The organism is Ammoniphilus sp. CFH 90114 (assembly GCF_004123195.1).
Lineage (GTDB): Bacteria > Bacillota > Bacilli > Aneurinibacillales > RAOX-1 > YIM-78166.
Genome location: NZ_SDLI01000008.1, coordinates 144,115 through 162,990, shown reverse-complemented (window position 1 = coordinate 162,990; position 18,876 = coordinate 144,115). Strand labels below are relative to the sequence as shown.

The window sequence follows — 18,876 nt, the reverse complement described above, 5'->3', positions numbered from 1 at the left end:
GGAAGCGGCATGACGACGAAAACGAAGTCGGAAACATCATCAACGGTACTGCGCGCGATTAAAGTATTGAATTACTTGAAGGAGGTTCCTGGATCGCAGGCACTATCCGATATCAGCCAGAGCTTGGACTTGTCGCCGACGATCGTTCATCGTTTGCTGACCACTTTAAAATCGGAGGGCCTGGTTTTCCAGGACCCCCGATCTAAACTCTATTCCTTGGGAACCGTATTTCTTGACTATGCCAATAAGATTTTGACTGAAATGCCCCTTGCTCCCCTAGTGGAACCACAATTGGTCAAGCTGCGGGATTTGACGGGGGAGACCGTTGGGTTCTATGTTCCCAGCGGAAATGTCCGAATTTGCGTGATGGAATATGAAAGCCAGCAGGAAATCCGCAGAAGCGTTGGAATCGGAAGGCGCATTCCGCTGCACTTGGGAGCCAGCGGGCGAGTCATTCTCGCTCATATGTCGCAAGACATGCAGGATCAGATTCTTGCTTCTTTGCCGGACACGCAAAAAGAAGAGATCAAGAAGCGATTGGCTCAGACGCTACAAAAAGGCTATTCCACCAACGAGGAGGAGATTACACCCAATGTTGGTGCCCTCTCTGTTCCGGTATTTGATCACCAAAAGCGGATCATTGGAGCTTTATCTGCCTCAGGTCCCGTGTACCGCTGGAATATGAGTGCGATGACGTCATTTGTCCCCGTATTGAGGAAAGCAGCAAAAGAAATTACAGCATCATTTGAATAAGCCATTTGTTATTACAGGAGGTTAACATGAATCCAGAACAGCGTTTGCAAGAACTAGGCTATGAACTTCCCTCCCAGCGGGGAAGTGTGGGAAACTATGTTTCCGCGGTAAGAACGGGAAATCTACTCTTTCTATCAGGAAGTCTATCCTATGATTATGTAGGAAAACTCGGGGAAGGCGTAAGCGTTGAACAGGGATACGATGCGTCTCACCAGGCCGGCTTGGAAGCATTGAGAAAAATTAAGGATGCGGTTGGCGACCTATCGAAGGTGAAGAAGTTTGTCAAAGTATTGGCTTTCATCAACTGCACGATGGAGTTTAAAGAGCATGCCAAGGTAATGAACGGCGCCTCGGATCTATTGGTTAAAGTGTTTGGGGAGGAAATCGGCTGCCATGCGCGGACATCGATTGGAGCAATTATCCCACGGGGAGCGGCTGTAGAGCTTGAAATGGTCATTGAAGTGGAATAACAAATAAGGGGGAAGAACGATGAGAAATGAGAAGTCTCTTATTGATTGGCCGGTATTGATTACAAGCGGCGGATTGCTGTTGGTATTTGTCATTGCCGCTTTAGTCAGTCTGGATTTTGTATCCGGTTTCGTGAATGCATCCTTTGCCTTTTCCGTAAAGTATTTTGGGGCGTTTTGGCAGATCTTACTGTTAGGCACATTTATCATCGCTGTTGCCATGGCCGTTTCCAGGTACGGACGGGTCAAGTTAGGGAAATTGGACAAACCAGAAATGAGTACGTATAAATGGATCGCGATTATCATGTGCACCCTGCTTGCTGGAGGGGGCGTATTCTGGGCAGCGGCTGAGCCAATGTATCATTTTACAAGCGTCCCGCCGCTTTTCGGGGGCATTGAGGCCGGAACGCCAGCTGCCGTGAATCCTGCTCTTGCTCAAGCGTTCATGCACTGGGGTTTCCTTGCCTGGGCCATTCTTGGGACGTTAAGCACTGTAGTCATCATGTATGGGCACTATCATAAGGGAATGCCCTTAAAGCCTAGAACATTGCTTTATCCCATTTTCGGAGAGAAGATTATGCAAAACAGTGTCTTAGGGACAGCCATCGATGCTTTCTCCATCATCGCAGTTGCTGCAGGAACGATTGGCCCGATTGGATTTTTGGGGTTGCAAGCGAGTTTTGGTTTGAATCAAATTTTCGGAATACCCAATGGATTCGGAACACAAGTGGCCATTATTGTCTGCGTTGTAGCGGTAATCACGATCTCTGCCGTATCAGGTCTCGCTAAAGGAATTCAGCTCTTGAGTCGCATCAATGTTGGACTGACCTTGGTGTTGATGGCGGCTATCCTGCTCATGGGTCCCGGTGAGTTTATCGTAAACGCCTTCATTTCTTCTTTCGGGATGTATTTGCAAGAGTTTATCCCCATGAGCACGTTCCGGGCTGATGCTGATTGGCTGGGCTGGTGGACCGTATTTTTCTGGGGGTGGTTCCTAGGTTACGGACCGATGATGGCGATCTTTATTAGTTCGATTTCTCGCGGAAGAACAATTCGGGAAATTGTAACTGCGGTTTCTATCATATCTCCTATTGTTACTTGCTTCTGGTTTACCGTTGTCGGAGGTACCGGAATCTCTTTGGAAATGGCTAATCCGGGCTCCATCTCCAATGCACTTAACGAATTTGGACTGCCAGCTGCCATGATCTCCATCACCCAGCAGCTTCCATTATCCTTTATCCTTGCACCCGCCTTTTTGCTGCTAACCATTCTGTTCGTTGCCACAACAGGCGATTCCATGGCTTACACGATGGGAATGGCGATCACCGGAAACGACAGACCATCTACTGGATTGAAAGTGTTTTGGTCCCTGCTGATGGGAGCCATCGCGATCATCTTGCTCTCCATCGGTGATGGCGGAGTCAGTGCTCTGCAATCGTTTATTGTAGTTACCGCGGTTCCGGTGTCTCTCATCTTGCTGCCTATGTTCTGGCTAGCCCCGAGAGTGGCAGGAGAACTGGCAAGGGAGCAGGGAATTGTTGAGACCACTACGCAGAAGTATATCATGGAGGATGGGAAGATTAGTGTGTAAAAATAATAGAGTCAGATTCTCTGAGAGAGTTAGGTGAATAGAAGTCAAATAAGATTGACCCTAGTTGGGGTCAATCTTTTTAAAAAAAATTTTTTTAACTGAATCAATTTCATAAATCTGAGCCTAAGTAGCTTAAGGGTTTTCAAGCATAGAAAAAGAAGTGCCTCCCCAAATCTCGAATAAGTTAAGTGCGCCCAAAACTTAGAGATAGGATGGTGACTCCCTGTGTTTATTATACGACAAGGAAACCTTTTTGGGATACAAGATTTATATGATTTAGAACCTACCCATCGTTTTGAAGCCATTTTTTCGACGTTATACATTGAACCCTTGCTCAAGGAGATCTCCAAAAAAATGATTGTTGGAGCACCCACTGAGCTCAATTATGCTGCGATGATCTTTGTTTTGGTCGCCCGGATCGTCGAACGTATTCCTATAGCGATTGAAAAACGACTTTATCTTTCGCTTGGACTGCGGATTTCTATTCTCGGATCAACTTCCCTCCGAGGCCTCTTTTTCTCGTTTAGTGCAAAAATCGGAGAACGGTAAAGGTCTTGAGACCATCAAAAACGAGCTTCTTCTTCAAGCCATTCGAGAAGGATTCGTCGATGACGAAGCCCTTGCGATCGATGCGACACACTTTGAAGCACGTGACCGAGCTAAAGCGGAAGAGAAAAAACCGAAGCCTGAACCCAAATACGGGGTCGCAAATCAAAAGCCGAAAAAGAAGCCTACAACAAGCAAAAACAAGAAGAGGAAGCAAAGCAAACGTTGTTTGAAAAGTCCATTGCTGCTCAATTGGATGTTCCGTTCGAAGACCTTCGTGATCAAATTCCACTGGCACCTGCTTGGGGAAATAAGAAAAACAGCGAAGGAAAGAACGTTTTTTGGTATGGCTTTAAAGCACATCTTGCTGTAGGAACCAAGAGTCAATACATTTTGGAATCGCTCATGTCATCGGGAAGCTTAAATGACGGAAAAGCGGCCATCCCTTTACTAAAAAGAGTCGACCAACTTCCTCTCTCGATTTGCTATGACATGATGGATGCCGGGTATGACTATGTTCCCATATACCAACAAATTCATCGAATGAAAGCTCACTCCATCATTGCCTACAACAAGAGAAATGAAGGAGAAGTCATCGGATTTGACAAAAATTTCGCTCCAACGTGCGTTCGAGAGTATTCCTATCGCTATGACAGTTCAAAACGATAAAATTCGTACGTCCCAAAGAGTATAAAAACTGTCCACTGGCACAAGATTCATTGTACCAAAAGGTGTATAAAGTACGAATTGAGAGCGATTTTCGTCGTTACGCTGCACCAGCTCGTGGTAGTCAGACATGGGAAGCACTATATGACCAACGAACAGTTGTGGAGCGAGTAATCGCTTATTTGAAAGAGTTTTTTCAATTGAACCATGTTCGCTACCGTACTGGAAAAAGAGCCAAAGTCCATTTTGACCTGGTTACTCTTGTATATAACGCATCCAAGTTAGCTGCAGACCGGATTCGAAAGGAGATGGAAAACGCTAAAAAGGTAGTGGCTTAATTTAAAAAATTGCGTTTTTACCGACTAGCACCCGTAAAAGGGCTCTTTCCTAAAAAGAAGTTTATCTATATCGAGCAAGAAGATCATTATATTTGTCCGAATCAACAGGGGTATCGTCACTACAAATCGGATGCGAAGGTGTGTTCCACGTGTGCTTTTCTTGAACAATGCACAAGGTCTAAGAATAAGCAACGAGTGATTACCCAACATATTTGGGAGAGTTTCAAGGATAAGATTAGAGTGAATCGCCTAACCATTTCCGGGAAGATGCTCTACAAAAAAAGAAGTCAAACGATTGAGCGAAGTTTCGCGGATGCCAAAGAGCTCCATGGACTTCGCTACTGCCGGTTACGGGGACTTCGAAATGTTCAGGAGCAGGCACTGATGACCGCAGCCTGCCAGAACAACAAGAAGATTGCGAACCACCTAGCTAAGCTGGCTAAGCTAGGTTAGAGTGGGATTCACCCACTTTTTAAATCTCCCCTAAACTTTAAATTCTTCTCTATTGCCCCCAAAAAATTAAAAAACGTGTAGAGAAACGGCTAGTTTCTCTACACGCTGAATCCTTTTAACAAGGATTCTTGTTTTTTAAAACTGCTTAATGAAGTGATTTCCAAATGGCCGTTGATATGAAGAAGAGAGGGATCGGGAAAAAAGATGCTAAATTTAAGGCGTGCTAAACAAGCAAAAGATAAAGTGACTCTTACGGGAAATAAAATGGAACCTAAATTGTAAAAGATCTCTTCTTTTGAAGAGGATGTTCCTTTGTACTTGTTGACGATTCAGGCAAGGGGTGGGTTCACACCAATCGACTGCGCGAGGGAGGTTGTTTAATGATCCTGTGGGACTTAAAGTTTGTTCAATCCAAGCGTCATTGCGTTAGATTTATAAGCGTAATACTGGAGAACTACTCCTCGATGCTTCCGTTTCTATTATACGAGGCGAAATGAAAAAATTAAACCTATGGATAATCTTTATCTACTATTTCTTCCCTGTTTATTTTTGGGGGGGTCATCGGCTTGGGCTGTTCCTGGTGTTTACTGAAAAACCTCAAGTCATAGGATAACGTCAATGTCACCCAAGGTCTAGGTATTCCCGTTAAGCGATATACATTCAAATTGTTAAAATATCCATAAATAAATACCTCCTATGTTGAGTATGGATTATCGAATTTCTAAAACCTACTTTGAATCCTCAAATAATATCTCCACGGAACATCTGTTAATTATTTATTTGTTACATCCATTCGGAGTTACCAAAAGTTCCATTGATAATTTATATACCCATAATTTTTAATATCGTCTATTGTTCTTGAAATAAATTTTCAGACTGATGTAGGTTTTTGTGTAAACATTTACATTTTTATAGTTAGTTTCAAACAGTTAGATCTCAATAAATTTTCATTAAACCTTTATAAATCAAGGTTTAATGAAAATTTATTGAGACTCCTATAATTAAATCTAAAAAAATAGTTGTAAAGCTTTACATTACCAAGTACAATGATTTCAGAAAGTTGGTAACATACTGATGCTAATTAACATTGCAACATTATTGTAGACAGAAAAGGAAGGAGAATGGTAGTGAAGACGTTGAGTACAGAGGAAATATTAAAGAGGGTCATTCGAAAAGAGGATTTTGTAGCGGATAAGACGGCATTTATCGATGCTCGCACGCCAGGCTCTGATAAAAAGGAAAACTATTGTATCATTGGGCCTGGTGTTTCAGAGAATCCTAACCGCTTTATCAATCTTATAGAACCACATGGATTTAACATTGGGGCCGCTGCCATGCCAAATGGATGTATCAATTCGTTGCACCTTCATCAAACGGCAGAAGTCTTTATTGTAGCTAAAGGAACCTGGCGCTTTATTTGGGGGAATGAGGGGACCGACGGAGAAGCGATTTTAACTGAAGGGGATGTCATTTCACTTCCGACACATATCTTCCGAGGATTTAAGAATATTGGATCAGATGATGGTTTTCTGTTTTCTATCTTAGGTGAGGATGACCCGAAAAAAGTGACGTGGGGGCCACAGGTCCTGCGAGATGCAAAAGATTATGGTCTAGTTCTCTTAGAAGATGGTCGATTGATTGATACGGCCCAGGGGGTGACCATTCCTGAGGAGGCAAAAGTCATCGAGCCGATGATTCAGGAAGAGTTAGCCAAAATTCGCAAGGTGACTCAGGAAGAAATGAATGCCCGCGTATTCTGTTTTAAGGATCGTTTTCCGTATAAGGAGGCCTTCTTGGATTGTCTTTCGGAAGGTGGAAAGAAGTTAACGTATGGAATTATCGGACCAGGGATCTCAACCGATCCAAACCGCCCTACGCTTATTACAAATCCACATTCTTTCAGTCTTGAATTGCTGGAAGCCGAACCTGGAAACGGATTAAGCTCGTGTAGTCAGTCTACATCACAAGTCCTAATCGTTTACAAAGGGGAATGGAAGGTTTCTTGGAGTTTAGAAGGTAAAGAAGACGAAATTGTTTTGACGGAAAAAGATGTGATGTCCGTGCCGAAAAATCTGATTCGAAGCATTAGAAATGTAGGGAAGGAAACGGGTTTCCTTTATGTGGTCAGCGGCGGTGATGAATGGGTGCCTCTTCAATGGACTGAGTCGGTTATTGAGGAAGCCAAAAAGAATAAGATGGAACTGGACGAACATGGTCGTTTAATAAGAGAGTAGCCATTATCCTAAGCCCTAATTCAGGGCTTAGGATAAACATATAAGGTTTGAACAAGGAAATGGCTGGAGGGAAGAGAACTGTGATTCAACCATCTCGATTAGGATTGGAACAGCTGAAGGAAATATTGCCATTACCCTGGACAGCAGAAAATGCTCGACAAAAAATCAAGTCCTTAAATAAGCAACTGAACCGAAAAGTCATTGTGTTGGATGATGATCCAACTGGCACGCAAACCGTTCACGACCTACTTGTCCTAACCCGATGGGATATAGATCTACTACGGAAAGCGTTTCAGCAGGCGGACTTCATTTTTTATATTCTAACGAATACTAGAAGTTTTGAGCCTGGAAAAGCAGAGGAGATGAATCGAGAGATCCTTAAAAACCTGACGGAGGTGGCAAAAGAACAGGGCTGTTCTTTTGCCTTAATTAACCGAGGGGATTCCACCCTCCGTGGGCACTATCCTTTAGAAATTGACGTCGCTGTTGAGGAATGGAATCAGGCGATCAAGGATCCGATCGATGCGCATTTAATCATCCCGGCCTTTTTCGAAGGACAACGTTATACGTATGATGATACCCACTATATAAAAGAAGGGAATCGTCTTACTCCGATCAGCCAAACGGAATTTTCTAAGGACAAAGCTTTTGGATTTGAAAAAAGTCATCTGTGTGAATGGGTAGAAGAAAAAACAAAGGGTCGCATCAAAAAAGAGCAGTGCACCAGAATATCAATTGAGACGCTTAGAAAAGGTCCGGATAGCGTAATGAATCTTTTGCTAGCTGCAAAAGAAAACCAACCCATTATCGTCAATGCCCTCTGTTATGAAGATCTAGATGTTTTATCCTTAGCTCTTCTACAAGCGGAGAATCAAGGAAAAAGATTTATTTACCGGACGGCCTCTTCCTTTATCAAGTCTTATGCTGGTATAGAGGATCAAGCCTACTTGTCCAAAGAACAGATGATAAAAACGGGGCAGGATGATAAAGGGGGCTTGGTTATCGTTGGATCTCATGTTCAGAAAACTACGAACCAGCTCCAGCGATTATTAGGAAGCAGACAAGTAACCCCCTTGGAGATCAGCGTTCAGTGGTTACTTCTTCCGGAAAAAAGAGACGCGGAAATAGATCGCGTACAAGCTGAAATTAATGTTTTGATCGGTTCGGGAAAAACGGTTGTGGTCTACACCAGCCGAGAGCTTATTGTCGCTAAAAATCAAGATGACAACCTAAAAATCAGCCAACATGTGTCCCAAGCCCTCACTAAAGTTATCCAAACTTTGCAGGTAGCACCGAAATTTATCCTTGCTAAGGGGGGGATTACGTCCAGTGATGTGGCTACGATCGGTCTCGGTATTCAAATGGCGAATGTAATCGGACAGGCGGCTGCAGGCATTCCGGTTTGGCTGACAGGAGAAGAGGCGAAGTTTCCTCATATGCCGTATATTGTGTTTCCGGGTAACGTGGGAGACGATTCTACCTTAGTGGAGCTTGTGGAACAGCTAGCTTAAAGAAAACACAATATATTGTTTTAACTGGTAATTTCAATAAATCGAGCAGGTATGATATAATACATGTAAACCTTTACATGGTCGATTTATTTGAAAGGATATGAGGTTATGGCAACAATTCACGATGTGGCGAAACTAGCTAACGTATCGATAGCTACCGTTTCAAGGGTAACATCCAATGAAAATAATGTAAATGAAAAAACAAAAGAGCGTGTGATGAAGGCGATGGAAGAACTCGGCTATAAGCCTAACAGCGCCGCTCGCACCTTAAGGATGGCCCAAAGCAATATTATTGTAGTCTTGATGATTAATATTAAAAATCCATTTTTTGCTGAATTTATTCGAGGGATCGAGGACGTCGCTCGGGAAGCCGGCTACTATTTGTTAATTGGAAGTACAGATGGAGAGGCGGATAAAGAAAAAGAATACATTGATCTGATCCTTGAGAATCGGGTGGATGGGGTGATCCTTACGACAGCGGGTATAGATGTCAATTCAACGATTGAAAAGATCCATCAAAACAGCCCGATTGTGTTGGCTTTTGATTATATACCCGATCCGGATATCCCTTCCATTTCCATCGATAATGAAAGTGCAAGCCGGAAAATTACGAACCATCTTATCAGCCTGGGTCATCGGCGTATTGCCCATATTACAGGAGATATGAGACGTTTGCAAAGTCAAACCCGTTTGTCAGGATATAAACAGGCCTTGTATCAGCACGGGATACCTGTTGAGGAATCGCTAATTCAAGAAGGCGGATATCAATTCGAAGACGGCTATTTAGCGGCCCAAAAGCTTCTAAGCTTCGAGAAGCTTCCCGCGGCCATCTATGGGGGAAACGACAATGTAGCAATCGGCGCTTTAAAAGCGGTTCAAGATGCAGGATTGCGGGTACCGGAGGATATTGCAGTAGTTGGTTTTGACGATGTGGAAATGTCCAGCTTTACCACACCACGATTAACAACCATCCACCAGCCGCGATTTGAAATCGGGAAGAGGGCCATGGAATTTCTTCTTAAAAAGATCAAGCAAGAAAAGATCGATCGACCCCATATTATTCTGGAGGATCATCTAGTGGTCCGGGAATCCTGCGGGGAAAAGTTAAAGGGGGAGTAAGAGCTGAAATGATGGCTAAAACACCGCTTCTTTTACTGCCTGGGACGCTTTGCAACGAACAACTTTGGGCTCATCAAATAGACCATCTATCTGATCTGGCAGAGATAACGGTGGGAGATGTGACCACGCAACCTACCATTAAAGGAATGGCGAGGCACATGTTGGAGCAGGCTCCAGACAGGTTTGCCCTCGCAGGGTTATCTTTAGGAGGGATTGTAGCGATAGAAATCATGCGCCAAGCACCGGAGCGCGTGTTGAAGCTAGCTTTATTGGATACAACGGCTCAGCCCCCTAGGGCGGAACAAATGGATATTTGGGGTCCGCTTATAAAGAGGGTGAGCTGTGGTGAATTTTCGACGGTCGTTCGAGAAAAATTTTTACCAAACCTCCTTTATGAAGCCCATCCTTTAATAGAAACTTTATCATCCAACATTATAGATATGGCCGAAAAAGTAGGAAAAGAAGCCTATATTAATCAGTTGAAGGCTGTCATGACCAAACCGAATGGTTTTGACGTATTGCCAAACATACGTTGCCAGACGCTACTCATCGTAGGAAGAGAGGATCGTCTATGTCCTGTAGATATCCATATGGAAATGAAAGAAAAGATCTCTTATGCCAATCTAGTAGAGATTGAGCAATGTGGTCATATGAGCACATTGGAACAACCAGAAGCGGTTTCCGCGGCCATGCGAAATTGGCTGATCTCCTAAACATCCATCCAGCAGGAGGTATTATCTTGTTAGTCGATACGACATCTATTTTACAGGATGCTCAAAAAAATCGGTATGCTGTCGCAGCATTTAGCGTGTATAGCCTGGAAACGGCCCAAGCGGCAATTAACGTAGCGAACAGGGAAAAAAATCCGGTGATCTTAGCCGTAGGAGAACGTTACTTTTCATCCGTAGATGTGGAAGGGTTTGCTTCCTTCATCCAAACGGTAGCCCAAAAAACAACGGCTCCGATTGCTCTCCATTTAGATCATGCTTATCAAAAACAGTCGATCCTTCGTGCCATTCGCAGTGGTTTTACATCGGTGATGTATGATGGGTCAAGCTTTTCATTTGAAGAGAATGTTCGTTTAACCAAAGACATGGCAGAAATCGCTCATTTAGCAGGTGTTTCTATTGAAGCGGAGATTGGCTCTTTGGCCAAGGGGGCTTTTTCTGATGAGGAGGAAGGAAATGGAATCTTAACCGATCCCCGACTCGCAGAAGAGTTTGTTAACGAGACGAATGTGGATTTTTTGGCCGCGGCTATTGGGACGGTTCATGGTATGTATGTGACGAAACCTAAAATTGATTTAAAACGATTAGAGCAGATTCGCGAACGGGTCCATGTTCCATTGGTTCTTCATGGTGGATCTGACACCCCTGATGAGATCCTCAAGCAAGTCATAGAAAGGGGCATTTGCAAGATTAATGTTAATACAGAAATTTCGATGGAGGCTGTATCCTTTTTGACAAGACAATTGAATGATAAGCCAGGTCTTCATCTTTCAGTAATCATGGAAGAGATGCAAGAAGTGATTGAGAACTCTATGACCAGATTTGTTCGTTTATTTTCGAACATTTAAAAAAATATAATTTTAATAAAGGAGGTCAAATCTTTGCTGAAAAGAGATGAAACTTTTTTTAATAAACCAAAGTGGTTGTTAAAAGATAATAAAAAAACAGTAGGAGCCTGGTTGCAATTAGCTAGTCCGCTTACTGCTGAAATTTTTGGTAAAGCAGGATTCGATTGGGCATTGATTGATATGGAGCATGCACCGGGGGATATCATGACGCTGGTCAGTCAATGTCAAGCGCTAAATGCTTACAATGTAGTTCCTTTTGTAAGGACACCTTGGAATGACTTTGTAACGATCAAACGAGTGTTGGATGCAGGTGCCTATGGCATTCTGGTTCCTCAAGTTGGAACAGCCGAGGAGGCGAAGAAAGCTGTAGCTGCAGTCAAGTATCCTCCTCAAGGTATCCGGGGGATTGCTCCTAGTCCAAGGGCGGGCGGTTTTGGCATGAACGGTAAAGACTACCTAGAGCATGCGAATGAACAAACTTTAGTAATGATAGCGGCTGAATCGCCTGAAGCGATAAGCAATATTGAGGAGATCGTGGCTGTAGAAGGTCTTGATGGGGTGTTTATCGGGCCGATGGATTTAGCCACGTCCATGGGATATTTTTGTAACCCATCCCAAAAAGAAGTACAGGATGCGATTGCCGTGGTGGAAAAGACTGTCCTAAACTCTGGGAAGTTTCTCGGTACAGTTGCTGGTAGTATAGAACAAGCCTTATCTCTATATGAAAAGGGTTACAATCTCGTTGTCGTGATGTCGGACAGTGTTTCCCTCGGAAAATTAGCATTAGAAAATATTCAAATTTTTAATAATAGCTACCCTAATCGCTAATAGCTGGAACTATTTATTATATTTAATGGAGGGTAAACATGTTGAGAAGAAAAGCGTTGGCTAAGTTAACATCGATGGTTCTTGTTTGTGGATTATTTGCAGGTTGTGCCCAATCCAATATGGAAAGCAGTGGGAACGAATCTTCAAAGAATGAAAAAATCGAGATTCGCATTGGTCACGACAGTAGTATTCAACACCCCACTCACCATGCCTTGCAAGAATTTGAAAAGGCGGTAGAGGAAAAATCACAAGGAAGAATTGAGGTTACAATTTTCCCAGGAGCTCAGTTAGGCAGTGTGAACGAGATGATGGATCAAGTGCGTCGCGGAGACATTGAAATGAGTCTGGGTGCAACCGCTCTTTTTCCCCAGAACATTCCTCAATTTGCCGTTTGGGACAGTTATTATTTATTTGATGATGAAGCCCATGCACATAGAGTGCTAGATGGAAAAGCTGGCAGAGAGTTGCTGAAACCTTTAGAAAACTTGGGACTTACAGGATTAGGCTACATGGAAATAGGGTTTAGAAACTTCTCGAATAGCAAAAGACCAATTCAAACAGTTGAAGATTTAAAGGGACTGAAGATAAGAGGCTATAACCCGATTCAGATCAAGGCTTGGGAATCCCTAGGGGTTTCCTTAACAAATCTAGCTTGGTCGGAAGTGTTTACTTCCCTGCAGCAAAACCTTATCGATGGACAAGAAAGTGCGACGACAAGTTTTCAGGAAGCGAAGTTCTATGAAGCACAGAAATATTGGTCTTTAACTAAGCATATCTACACTAACTATATGTGGTATGCCAACAAAAAGTTTATGGACGGGTTATCTCCGGAGGATAAGCAGATGATTGAAGCGGAAGCAAAAGCTACGATTGGTCTGCAAAGAGAATTGATGGCTAAAAAAGAACAAGAAACTTTGGGGAATCTATCGAAGCTAGGGATTAAGATCAATGAGGTTGCTTTAGAAGAACGACAAAAGTTGGGCAAAGTGATGAACGAAGCTATAAAAGCGGATATCATAGGAAAAGCCGGTCAAGATGTCTATGATATGGTCATGGCTGAAGTAAAAGCAGAAAGAAAATAATCATCTGGGTGATTGCCATATAAACATCAGTTTATATGGCAATTCCAAAGGAGCTGAGCATAATGAAAAGTCTATTGGTCTGGTTAGATAGAAACTTTGAGCCTATAGTCATGTCTGTGCTATTTTACGCCATGATGATATTGATTACCGTTCAGGTTCTCTTGCGATTTGGATTCAATACAGGTTTTTCATGGGCAGAGGAAGTAGCCAGATTTATCTTTGTTTGGTTGATGTATTTCAGTATATCTTATGTGACTCGCACACAAGGGCACATTAAAGTATCTTTAGTAATCGGAAAATTAAATGAAAAAACGCAGAAAGCCATCATGATATTGTCAGACTTTTTGTTTATCGGCTTTTCTGTCGTAATATTTCTATCAGCCATTAAAATCTGTCAATCCGCTCTTGAATTTAATGACCGAGCGGTATCCTTAAATGTTTCCATGAATATTCTCTACGGCGCAGGGGTCGTTGGTTTTCTTCTTATCCTCATGCGACTAGTTCAAAGTATCGTTTGGAAGTTGAAGCATTTTTCCAAGCCCATGGAGTACTTTGAAAATGGGGGGGAAGTCTATTCTGGAGCGGTTGATCATTGCCTGGTACCTAAGGGAGAGGCAAGTGAAAAAGTTAATGGTCTTATATCAAATACAAACATAAAAAGTACGGAACCTGCTGAAAGGCCAAATTGAAAGAGGAGGATATAAGATGACAGTGGCTTTGTTATTCGGAAGTTTGCTTCTATTCTTGGCGATGTCTGTACCTATCGCCATAGCCCTTGGACTGGCCTCGATTGTTACGATTTATGGGGTTCAGCCCATGAGTATGGAAGCTTTTACCCAAACGATGATTCAGGGACTTAATTCCTTTCCGCTTTTAGCAGTTCCCTTATTTGCCTTCGCAGGTGACATAATGGGGAGAGGGGGAATATCTAAACGATTATTGAATTTAGCAAGCGTGTTCTTCGGTAGATGGACTGGTAGCTTGGGGGTAATTTCCATTGTTGCCTGCTTATTTTTTGCCGCAATATCGGGATCTGGTTCGGCTACCGTAGCAGCGATTGGGATGATTATGATTCCAGCCATGGTATCCAAAAGCTATAACAAGCCTTTTGCCGGTTCTCTTGTCGCCACAGCTGGAACTGTTGGTGTTCTTATCCCACCAAGCATACCGATGATCATTTACGCGGTTGCTGCTGGAGTTTCGGTTACTGGGATGTTTACTGCAGGAATAGGTCCAGGGTTGTTAGTTGGAGTGGCCTTAATTATCTATACCCTTTACTATGCTAAAAAAAACGGCTATAAGGGTGATCAGCGTATATATACGATAAGAGAAGTAGTTTCCATTTTCAAGGATGCAATTCCATCCCTAATGGTTCCTGTAATCATTCTGGGGGGGATATATGGGGGGATTTTTACCCCGACGGAAGCGGCGGCAGTAGCATGTCTATACGGAATTATTGTTAGTGTTTTCATCTATAAAGAAGTGAAAATGCGTGAGCTTCCGTTTATTGGCTTTAACGCCTGTTTATTATGTGCCGCAGTGATTGTTATTATTGGGATTTCAGCAGGATTCGGTCGTATCCTTACCATCACACAAGTGCCGATTACAATTGCTGACTTTATCTTAAATATCACTACAGACAAAATCATAATATTAATATTGATTACAATTCTTCTACTCATTGTTGGGACATTTATGGAAACCAATTCTGCTATTATTATTCTTACACCTATACTTCTTCCTATTGTTATGGCTTTGGATGTAAATCCCATACATTTCGGACTAATCATGATTCTTAATTTATCGATTGGTTTTATTACGCCACCTCTTGGAGCCAACTTATTTATGGCTAGTAAGATAAGTCATATTAAATTTGATGATCTCGTTAAAGCGATATTCCCTTGGATTGTGGTTATGATTGTTGTATTACTATTGGTTACTTTTATACCGGAGATTTCATTAGCGCTACCGAAACTATTAAATATACCGGTTTAGTACACCCCAAATGGTGCTTCCATTGGTGACGTTTTATATATTTATTGGTATTTTGGGCACCTCTCTAGGATGATCTAAGACTCTCGGAATTAAATTTTCCTTGATGGCTCTAGTCTTTTGACTAGGGCCTTTTATTGTTTCACCTCCAAAAAGGAGGTGAGAACAAATTTTCCTCTTGACAAAACCAACACCCTACAAAATTGCCGGGAAGGTGTACTGCCTACTACGGACGATGGGGTGATTGCCATGATTCCTACTGCGCGTTCTCATCATGACTATCTACAATTTGTGACTCAAACGTTAAATGAACACTATGGAGATTCGATCCACTTTCTACAAGACTTCTTTGTGGAAACCATTCTCTGGATGACTTCCATGGATCTGTCTCCTACAGCTCTGCTCATGAAGGACCGTTACTCAACGAAATCCCAAGGAAGGAAACCTCATGATCCAGCTAATCTTCTTCGAAGCACATTGTTGATGACCAAGCTTCACTTGAGTGTAGATCAATGGATCTACACCATGAGAATTACTCCGGTCTATGCCATTCTCAGCGGATTTTCCCCCGGAAAGACGCCGGGTGTCGGTACGTTCTGCGACTTTTTCCACCGTCTCTGGATGGCCGATTCTCCTTATCTGACCAAGAGGATGAAACGCAAGCTTCGAAAGCCGAGAAAGAAAGGGAAAAAGAATGAGAAGCAGGAACCCAAAAACCCAAAGATTACGGAAAAGCTTGTGAAACGTGCCCTTCGCTCTAACCAGATCCACTACGCATCCAAGGCACATGATCGACTCCAAGAGCTCTTTCAAACGCTATTCGTGTTGCTCTCTGCGACCAAAGGGCTATTAGGAAATACCCAATTGTTAAGCGTCATTGGCGATGGTACCCCGGTGGACACTGGGGAATTTCTCTGCGATTGTAGGAAAACGGGAATTTGGAAGTGTTCCTGTGATCGCCAGTTTTCAGATCCTGACGCCGATTACGGTTCTTATAGTTACCGGGAAAAGTACTACTATGGTCGAACCCTCTACATGTTCTGTGCGGCAGACAGTTCGTATAACTTGCCCGTCTATCCTCGATTGTTTAAAGCCAGTCGACACGATTCCGTTTCCTGGATTTGTGGCTACCGTGAACTTCGTCATTGGTACAAATCTTGGAAAATGGGGGAGGCGATCTTGGATTCCGCCCACGACGCTTTCCCTATCTATACCTTGCTGGAGCAAGATGAGGTTGCCGCCATCATCGACTTAAATCGGAGAGGCTCCGGCAAGTGGGTATACAATGAAATGGAAATCGGCTCCGATGGTGTGCGGATCTGCCCCATTCGTCGCAAAATGAACAAATGGGGCAAGTGTTCCGGTCGTCATCGGACAAAATGGCGTTGCCCAGCCAAAGTCGGCAAATGGGAATGTCCTCATCCTTGTTCTCCTTCCGATTATGGAAGAACGTTTTACACGTCAACCAAGGATAATCCCAGGCTATTCCCACGCATTCGCCGTGACAGTAAGGAGTGGAGAGAACGGTATGCTCTCCGAACCGGAGTCGAACGGTGTATCAAACGACAGAAGGTGGATTACAAGTTAGAAGCCTCTAGAGGGAGAAGTTCCCGCCATTGGACCATTCGAGTCTACCTCATTGCGATGTGTCAGCATGCAGATGCTTGGTTGTAAGAGGCAAAGAAAAGTTCCCTTCCTTCGATAGACCATTGGTTTACCACTTCTCCAGCTGCCTAATTTTTTAAAAAACCTACTCGTGACGTCTATTTGGTATGCACTTTTTTAAAACGCCTCTTTCAATATGAAGATCGGAGAGCCAATTTGAATTTTCTACTCTCCAGACCACCCAGAACTAAGAACTTAATTCCGAGAGTCTATTGATTATATATTCCTTTGCAAGATCGTTAGCTTACAATCTATAGGAGAATGACTATGTTGTCAAATATCTTACTCCAAATTTTAATAGAAAAGAAAAGGGAATACCTACATGAGCTTGCAAAAAAAAAAGGATTATCCAATCCTGAGGTATTACAAGTAAGTCAGGAATTGGATGGCTTAATCTACAATTATCAACGAATATTGGCTGTTATGGCAAGGGAAATAAGCTGAATAGGGTAGTGAGTGCGATTTCTCTGCTTTCGTTAACAAGGGGAGTAGCAATCCAGTACTCAGCTAAAGTTAAGAGCACGAAAATGAATACAAAACAGTAGCCTGCCTGAATCCCATCCGAAGTGTCTTTGAGTGGAACTTTTGGATATTGTGCCAAAAGGCGATGGATAGAGGTTAAAGCTAACTTAAATACTGGAGCCATGTGTGGTGACAAAGGTGGGCCTACTGCTGTAGCTGTTGATTCATCAGATAAGGTTTATGTTGGCTGTAACAATAGTGGGTATGTTCGAGTTTATACGGATATCAATAGTAACCCAGTTCATAGTTACAATGCTTTATTCGATGGTGTTTACGGTCTTACATTTGATTCCTCAAACAATCTATATGCTGTAACAAATAATGGAATATAAAAAGCTGATATGTCAACAAGTTTGCCCACCGCTATTGATATATTAACAGACAATAGTGAAACAGGTGGTATAGCTTTTGATAGACAAAATGGTGACTTGTATTGGACAAATTATTATTCTGTTATAAATTATTTTTATTAAATTTCTTAATTCATCTGGATTGTTGTATTTGTTAAAGGGAGATAGTGATAATAGACCCTCGTCAAAATTGGAGGGTCTATTGTTTTTTTACTGTTCGGATTTTCGAACTTTAGCATTAACATGTCCAGAATAATCATAGCCTTAAATAAAGTTAGTTTGAGGAGGTTAACCATATAGTTATGGAGAAAAATACATATAGGAATCGATTACGTATTACCTTGGCAGAAAGGGAATTAACTCTACGTGAATTTAGTTTTAGTTGTGGCGTATCATATTGGGCTTGTTCAAGAATACTAAATGGTCATGTCAAACCTCGTTTGGAAACTGCGCACAAAATGGCTGATGCACTTAATATACACATATCTGTCTTGTTTCGGGATACTTTCTCTTATCCATATCTTAAAAGGAGTTTGGATCTATTGAAAAGCAAAGAGAAGAAATAAACGTTTATCTAGAGTACTTTATAAAAATCGAATTTAGAATATCATATATGATGTTTTTATCGTTATCGGAGAGCTTATGTCCCTCAAATGTAAGATCGTAGCCCCCATTTAAAAGTAAAGAAATGTCATTAGGTACCTTATTTCCCTCCAATTCAATGAAACCAGATTCGTTGTCAACATATCCCGCTTTTTTAAGTAACTCTTCATAAGGAAAATTATATGCTTTAGCCAAGCGTTTTAGAGAATCCATTGATGGTTTCATAGGAGAGTTTGTAGTTCTGTTATACCCGAGTTCAAGGTCTCGAATATAAGTATGACTTAAACCACTTATTGAACTAATCTCTCTAAGACTTCTTTTTCCACGTAGTTTTTTAAGGAATACTCCAAGATTGTTTTCCATTGAATTGGCTCCTCATTGTAAGCAAAGTAACTATCATTTTATCTGCTTTATTTAGAAAAATCTACATTACGTAACATTTAAATTTTTGTAAACTAAATGCAACATTTTAATATAATAGTAATGTTCTGTTTACTAAAAGGCTTTTATTGGGTAGAATGTGCTATTAGGAAGTATAGCGAGAAATGTTATTGAAGGAAGGTTACTTCGCAATAATTAA

The 18,876-nt window shown here is 42.2% G+C and carries 16 protein-coding genes and 2 pseudogenes; 17 read left to right on the top strand and 1 reads right to left on the bottom strand.

All coding sequences use genetic code 11. The features are described from left to right. The first annotated feature begins 9 nt into the window (after positions 1-9). The 17 genes and pseudogenes from EIZ39_RS18135 to EIZ39_RS27775 all read left to right on the top strand — a co-directional run bounded on the left by EIZ39_RS18135 (position 10) and on the right by EIZ39_RS27775 (position 18,259). Positions 10-753 carry an IclR family transcriptional regulator gene (locus tag EIZ39_RS18135; protein WP_129201497.1) on the top strand — a complete coding sequence of 248 codons (744 nt, stop codon included), beginning with the start codon at positions 10-12 and terminating at the stop codon, positions 751-753. 26 nt (positions 754-779) lie between these two features. Continuing rightward, a complete protein-coding gene (locus EIZ39_RS18130; RefSeq protein ID WP_129201496.1) occupies positions 780-1,223 on the top strand; it encodes a RidA family protein in 444 nt (147 codons plus the stop codon). Positions 1,224-1,242: 19 nt separating this feature from the next. Further along, positions 1,243-2,811 carry a BCCT family transporter gene (locus EIZ39_RS18125; protein ID WP_129201495.1) on the top strand — a complete coding sequence of 523 codons (1,569 nt, stop codon included), beginning with the start codon at positions 1,243-1,245 and terminating at the stop codon, positions 2,809-2,811. A gap of 225 nt (positions 2,812-3,036) precedes the next feature. Beyond that, positions 3,037-4,361: pseudogene (locus tag EIZ39_RS18120) on the top strand (transposase). Positions 4,362-4,382: 21 nt separating this feature from the next. Next, positions 4,383-4,814 (top strand): annotated as a pseudogene (locus EIZ39_RS18115) (transposase); the annotation flags it as partial. 1,127 nt (positions 4,815-5,941) lie between these two features. Beyond that, positions 5,942-7,048, top strand: coding sequence for a cupin domain-containing protein (locus tag EIZ39_RS18110; protein WP_164985163.1), 1,107 nt, complete (start codon positions 5,942-5,944; stop codon positions 7,046-7,048). 80 nt (positions 7,049-7,128) lie between these two features. Beyond that, complete coding sequence (locus tag EIZ39_RS18105; RefSeq protein ID WP_164985162.1) at positions 7,129-8,559, top strand: four-carbon acid sugar kinase family protein; 1,431 nt, start codon at positions 7,129-7,131, stop codon at positions 8,557-8,559. A gap of 108 nt (positions 8,560-8,667) precedes the next feature. Beyond that, positions 8,668-9,678: a LacI family DNA-binding transcriptional regulator gene (locus EIZ39_RS18100; protein WP_129201491.1), complete on the top strand. Its 1,011-nt coding sequence runs from the start codon at positions 8,668-8,670 to the stop codon at positions 9,676-9,678. Positions 9,679-9,686: 8 nt separating this feature from the next. After that, complete coding sequence (locus EIZ39_RS18095; protein ID WP_240675864.1) at positions 9,687-10,391, top strand: alpha/beta fold hydrolase; 705 nt, start codon at positions 9,687-9,689, stop codon at positions 10,389-10,391. Between the two features lie 26 nt (positions 10,392-10,417). Beyond that, positions 10,418-11,254 carry a class II fructose-bisphosphate aldolase gene (locus EIZ39_RS18090; protein WP_129201490.1) on the top strand — a complete coding sequence of 279 codons (837 nt, stop codon included), beginning with the start codon at positions 10,418-10,420 and terminating at the stop codon, positions 11,252-11,254. Between the two features lie 33 nt (positions 11,255-11,287). Next, positions 11,288-12,082: an HpcH/HpaI aldolase family protein gene (locus EIZ39_RS18085; RefSeq protein ID WP_129201489.1), complete on the top strand. Its 795-nt coding sequence runs from the start codon at positions 11,288-11,290 to the stop codon at positions 12,080-12,082. Between the two features lie 38 nt (positions 12,083-12,120). Continuing rightward, the gene (locus EIZ39_RS18080; RefSeq protein WP_205668582.1) at positions 12,121-13,164 is read left to right on the top strand and encodes a TRAP transporter substrate-binding protein; all 1,044 of its coding nucleotides are present in this window, start codon (positions 12,121-12,123) and stop codon (positions 13,162-13,164) included. A 62-nt stretch (positions 13,165-13,226) separates the two neighbouring features. After that, positions 13,227-13,853 carry a TRAP transporter small permease gene (locus EIZ39_RS18075; protein ID WP_164985161.1) on the top strand — a complete coding sequence of 209 codons (627 nt, stop codon included), beginning with the start codon at positions 13,227-13,229 and terminating at the stop codon, positions 13,851-13,853. 16 nt (positions 13,854-13,869) lie between these two features. Next, on the top strand, positions 13,870-15,159 hold the full coding sequence (locus tag EIZ39_RS18070) for a TRAP transporter large permease (protein ID WP_129201487.1): 1,290 nt from the start codon (positions 13,870-13,872) through the stop codon (positions 15,157-15,159). 246 nt (positions 15,160-15,405) lie between these two features. Next, positions 15,406-16,830 (top strand): DDE transposase, encoded by a 1,425-nt coding sequence (locus tag EIZ39_RS18065; protein ID WP_240675863.1) that lies wholly within the window; start codon positions 15,406-15,408, stop codon positions 16,828-16,830. Between the two features lie 258 nt (positions 16,831-17,088). Continuing rightward, the gene (locus EIZ39_RS18060) at positions 17,089-17,265 is read left to right on the top strand and encodes an aspartyl-phosphate phosphatase Spo0E family protein (RefSeq protein ID WP_129201486.1); all 177 of its coding nucleotides are present in this window, start codon (positions 17,089-17,091) and stop codon (positions 17,263-17,265) included. Between the two features lie 730 nt (positions 17,266-17,995). Further along, entirely contained in the window at positions 17,996-18,259 is a 264-nt protein-coding gene (locus EIZ39_RS27775; RefSeq protein ID WP_129201485.1) for a helix-turn-helix transcriptional regulator, read from the top strand. 4 nt (positions 18,260-18,263) lie between these two features. On the opposite strand, the gene EIZ39_RS18050 is transcribed toward EIZ39_RS27775, so the two are convergent. Further along, the gene (locus EIZ39_RS18050) at positions 18,264-18,659 is read right to left on the bottom strand and encodes a helix-turn-helix domain-containing protein (protein WP_129201484.1); all 396 of its coding nucleotides are present in this window, start codon (positions 18,657-18,659) and stop codon (positions 18,264-18,266) included. Between the last annotated feature and the right edge of the window lie 217 nt (positions 18,660-18,876).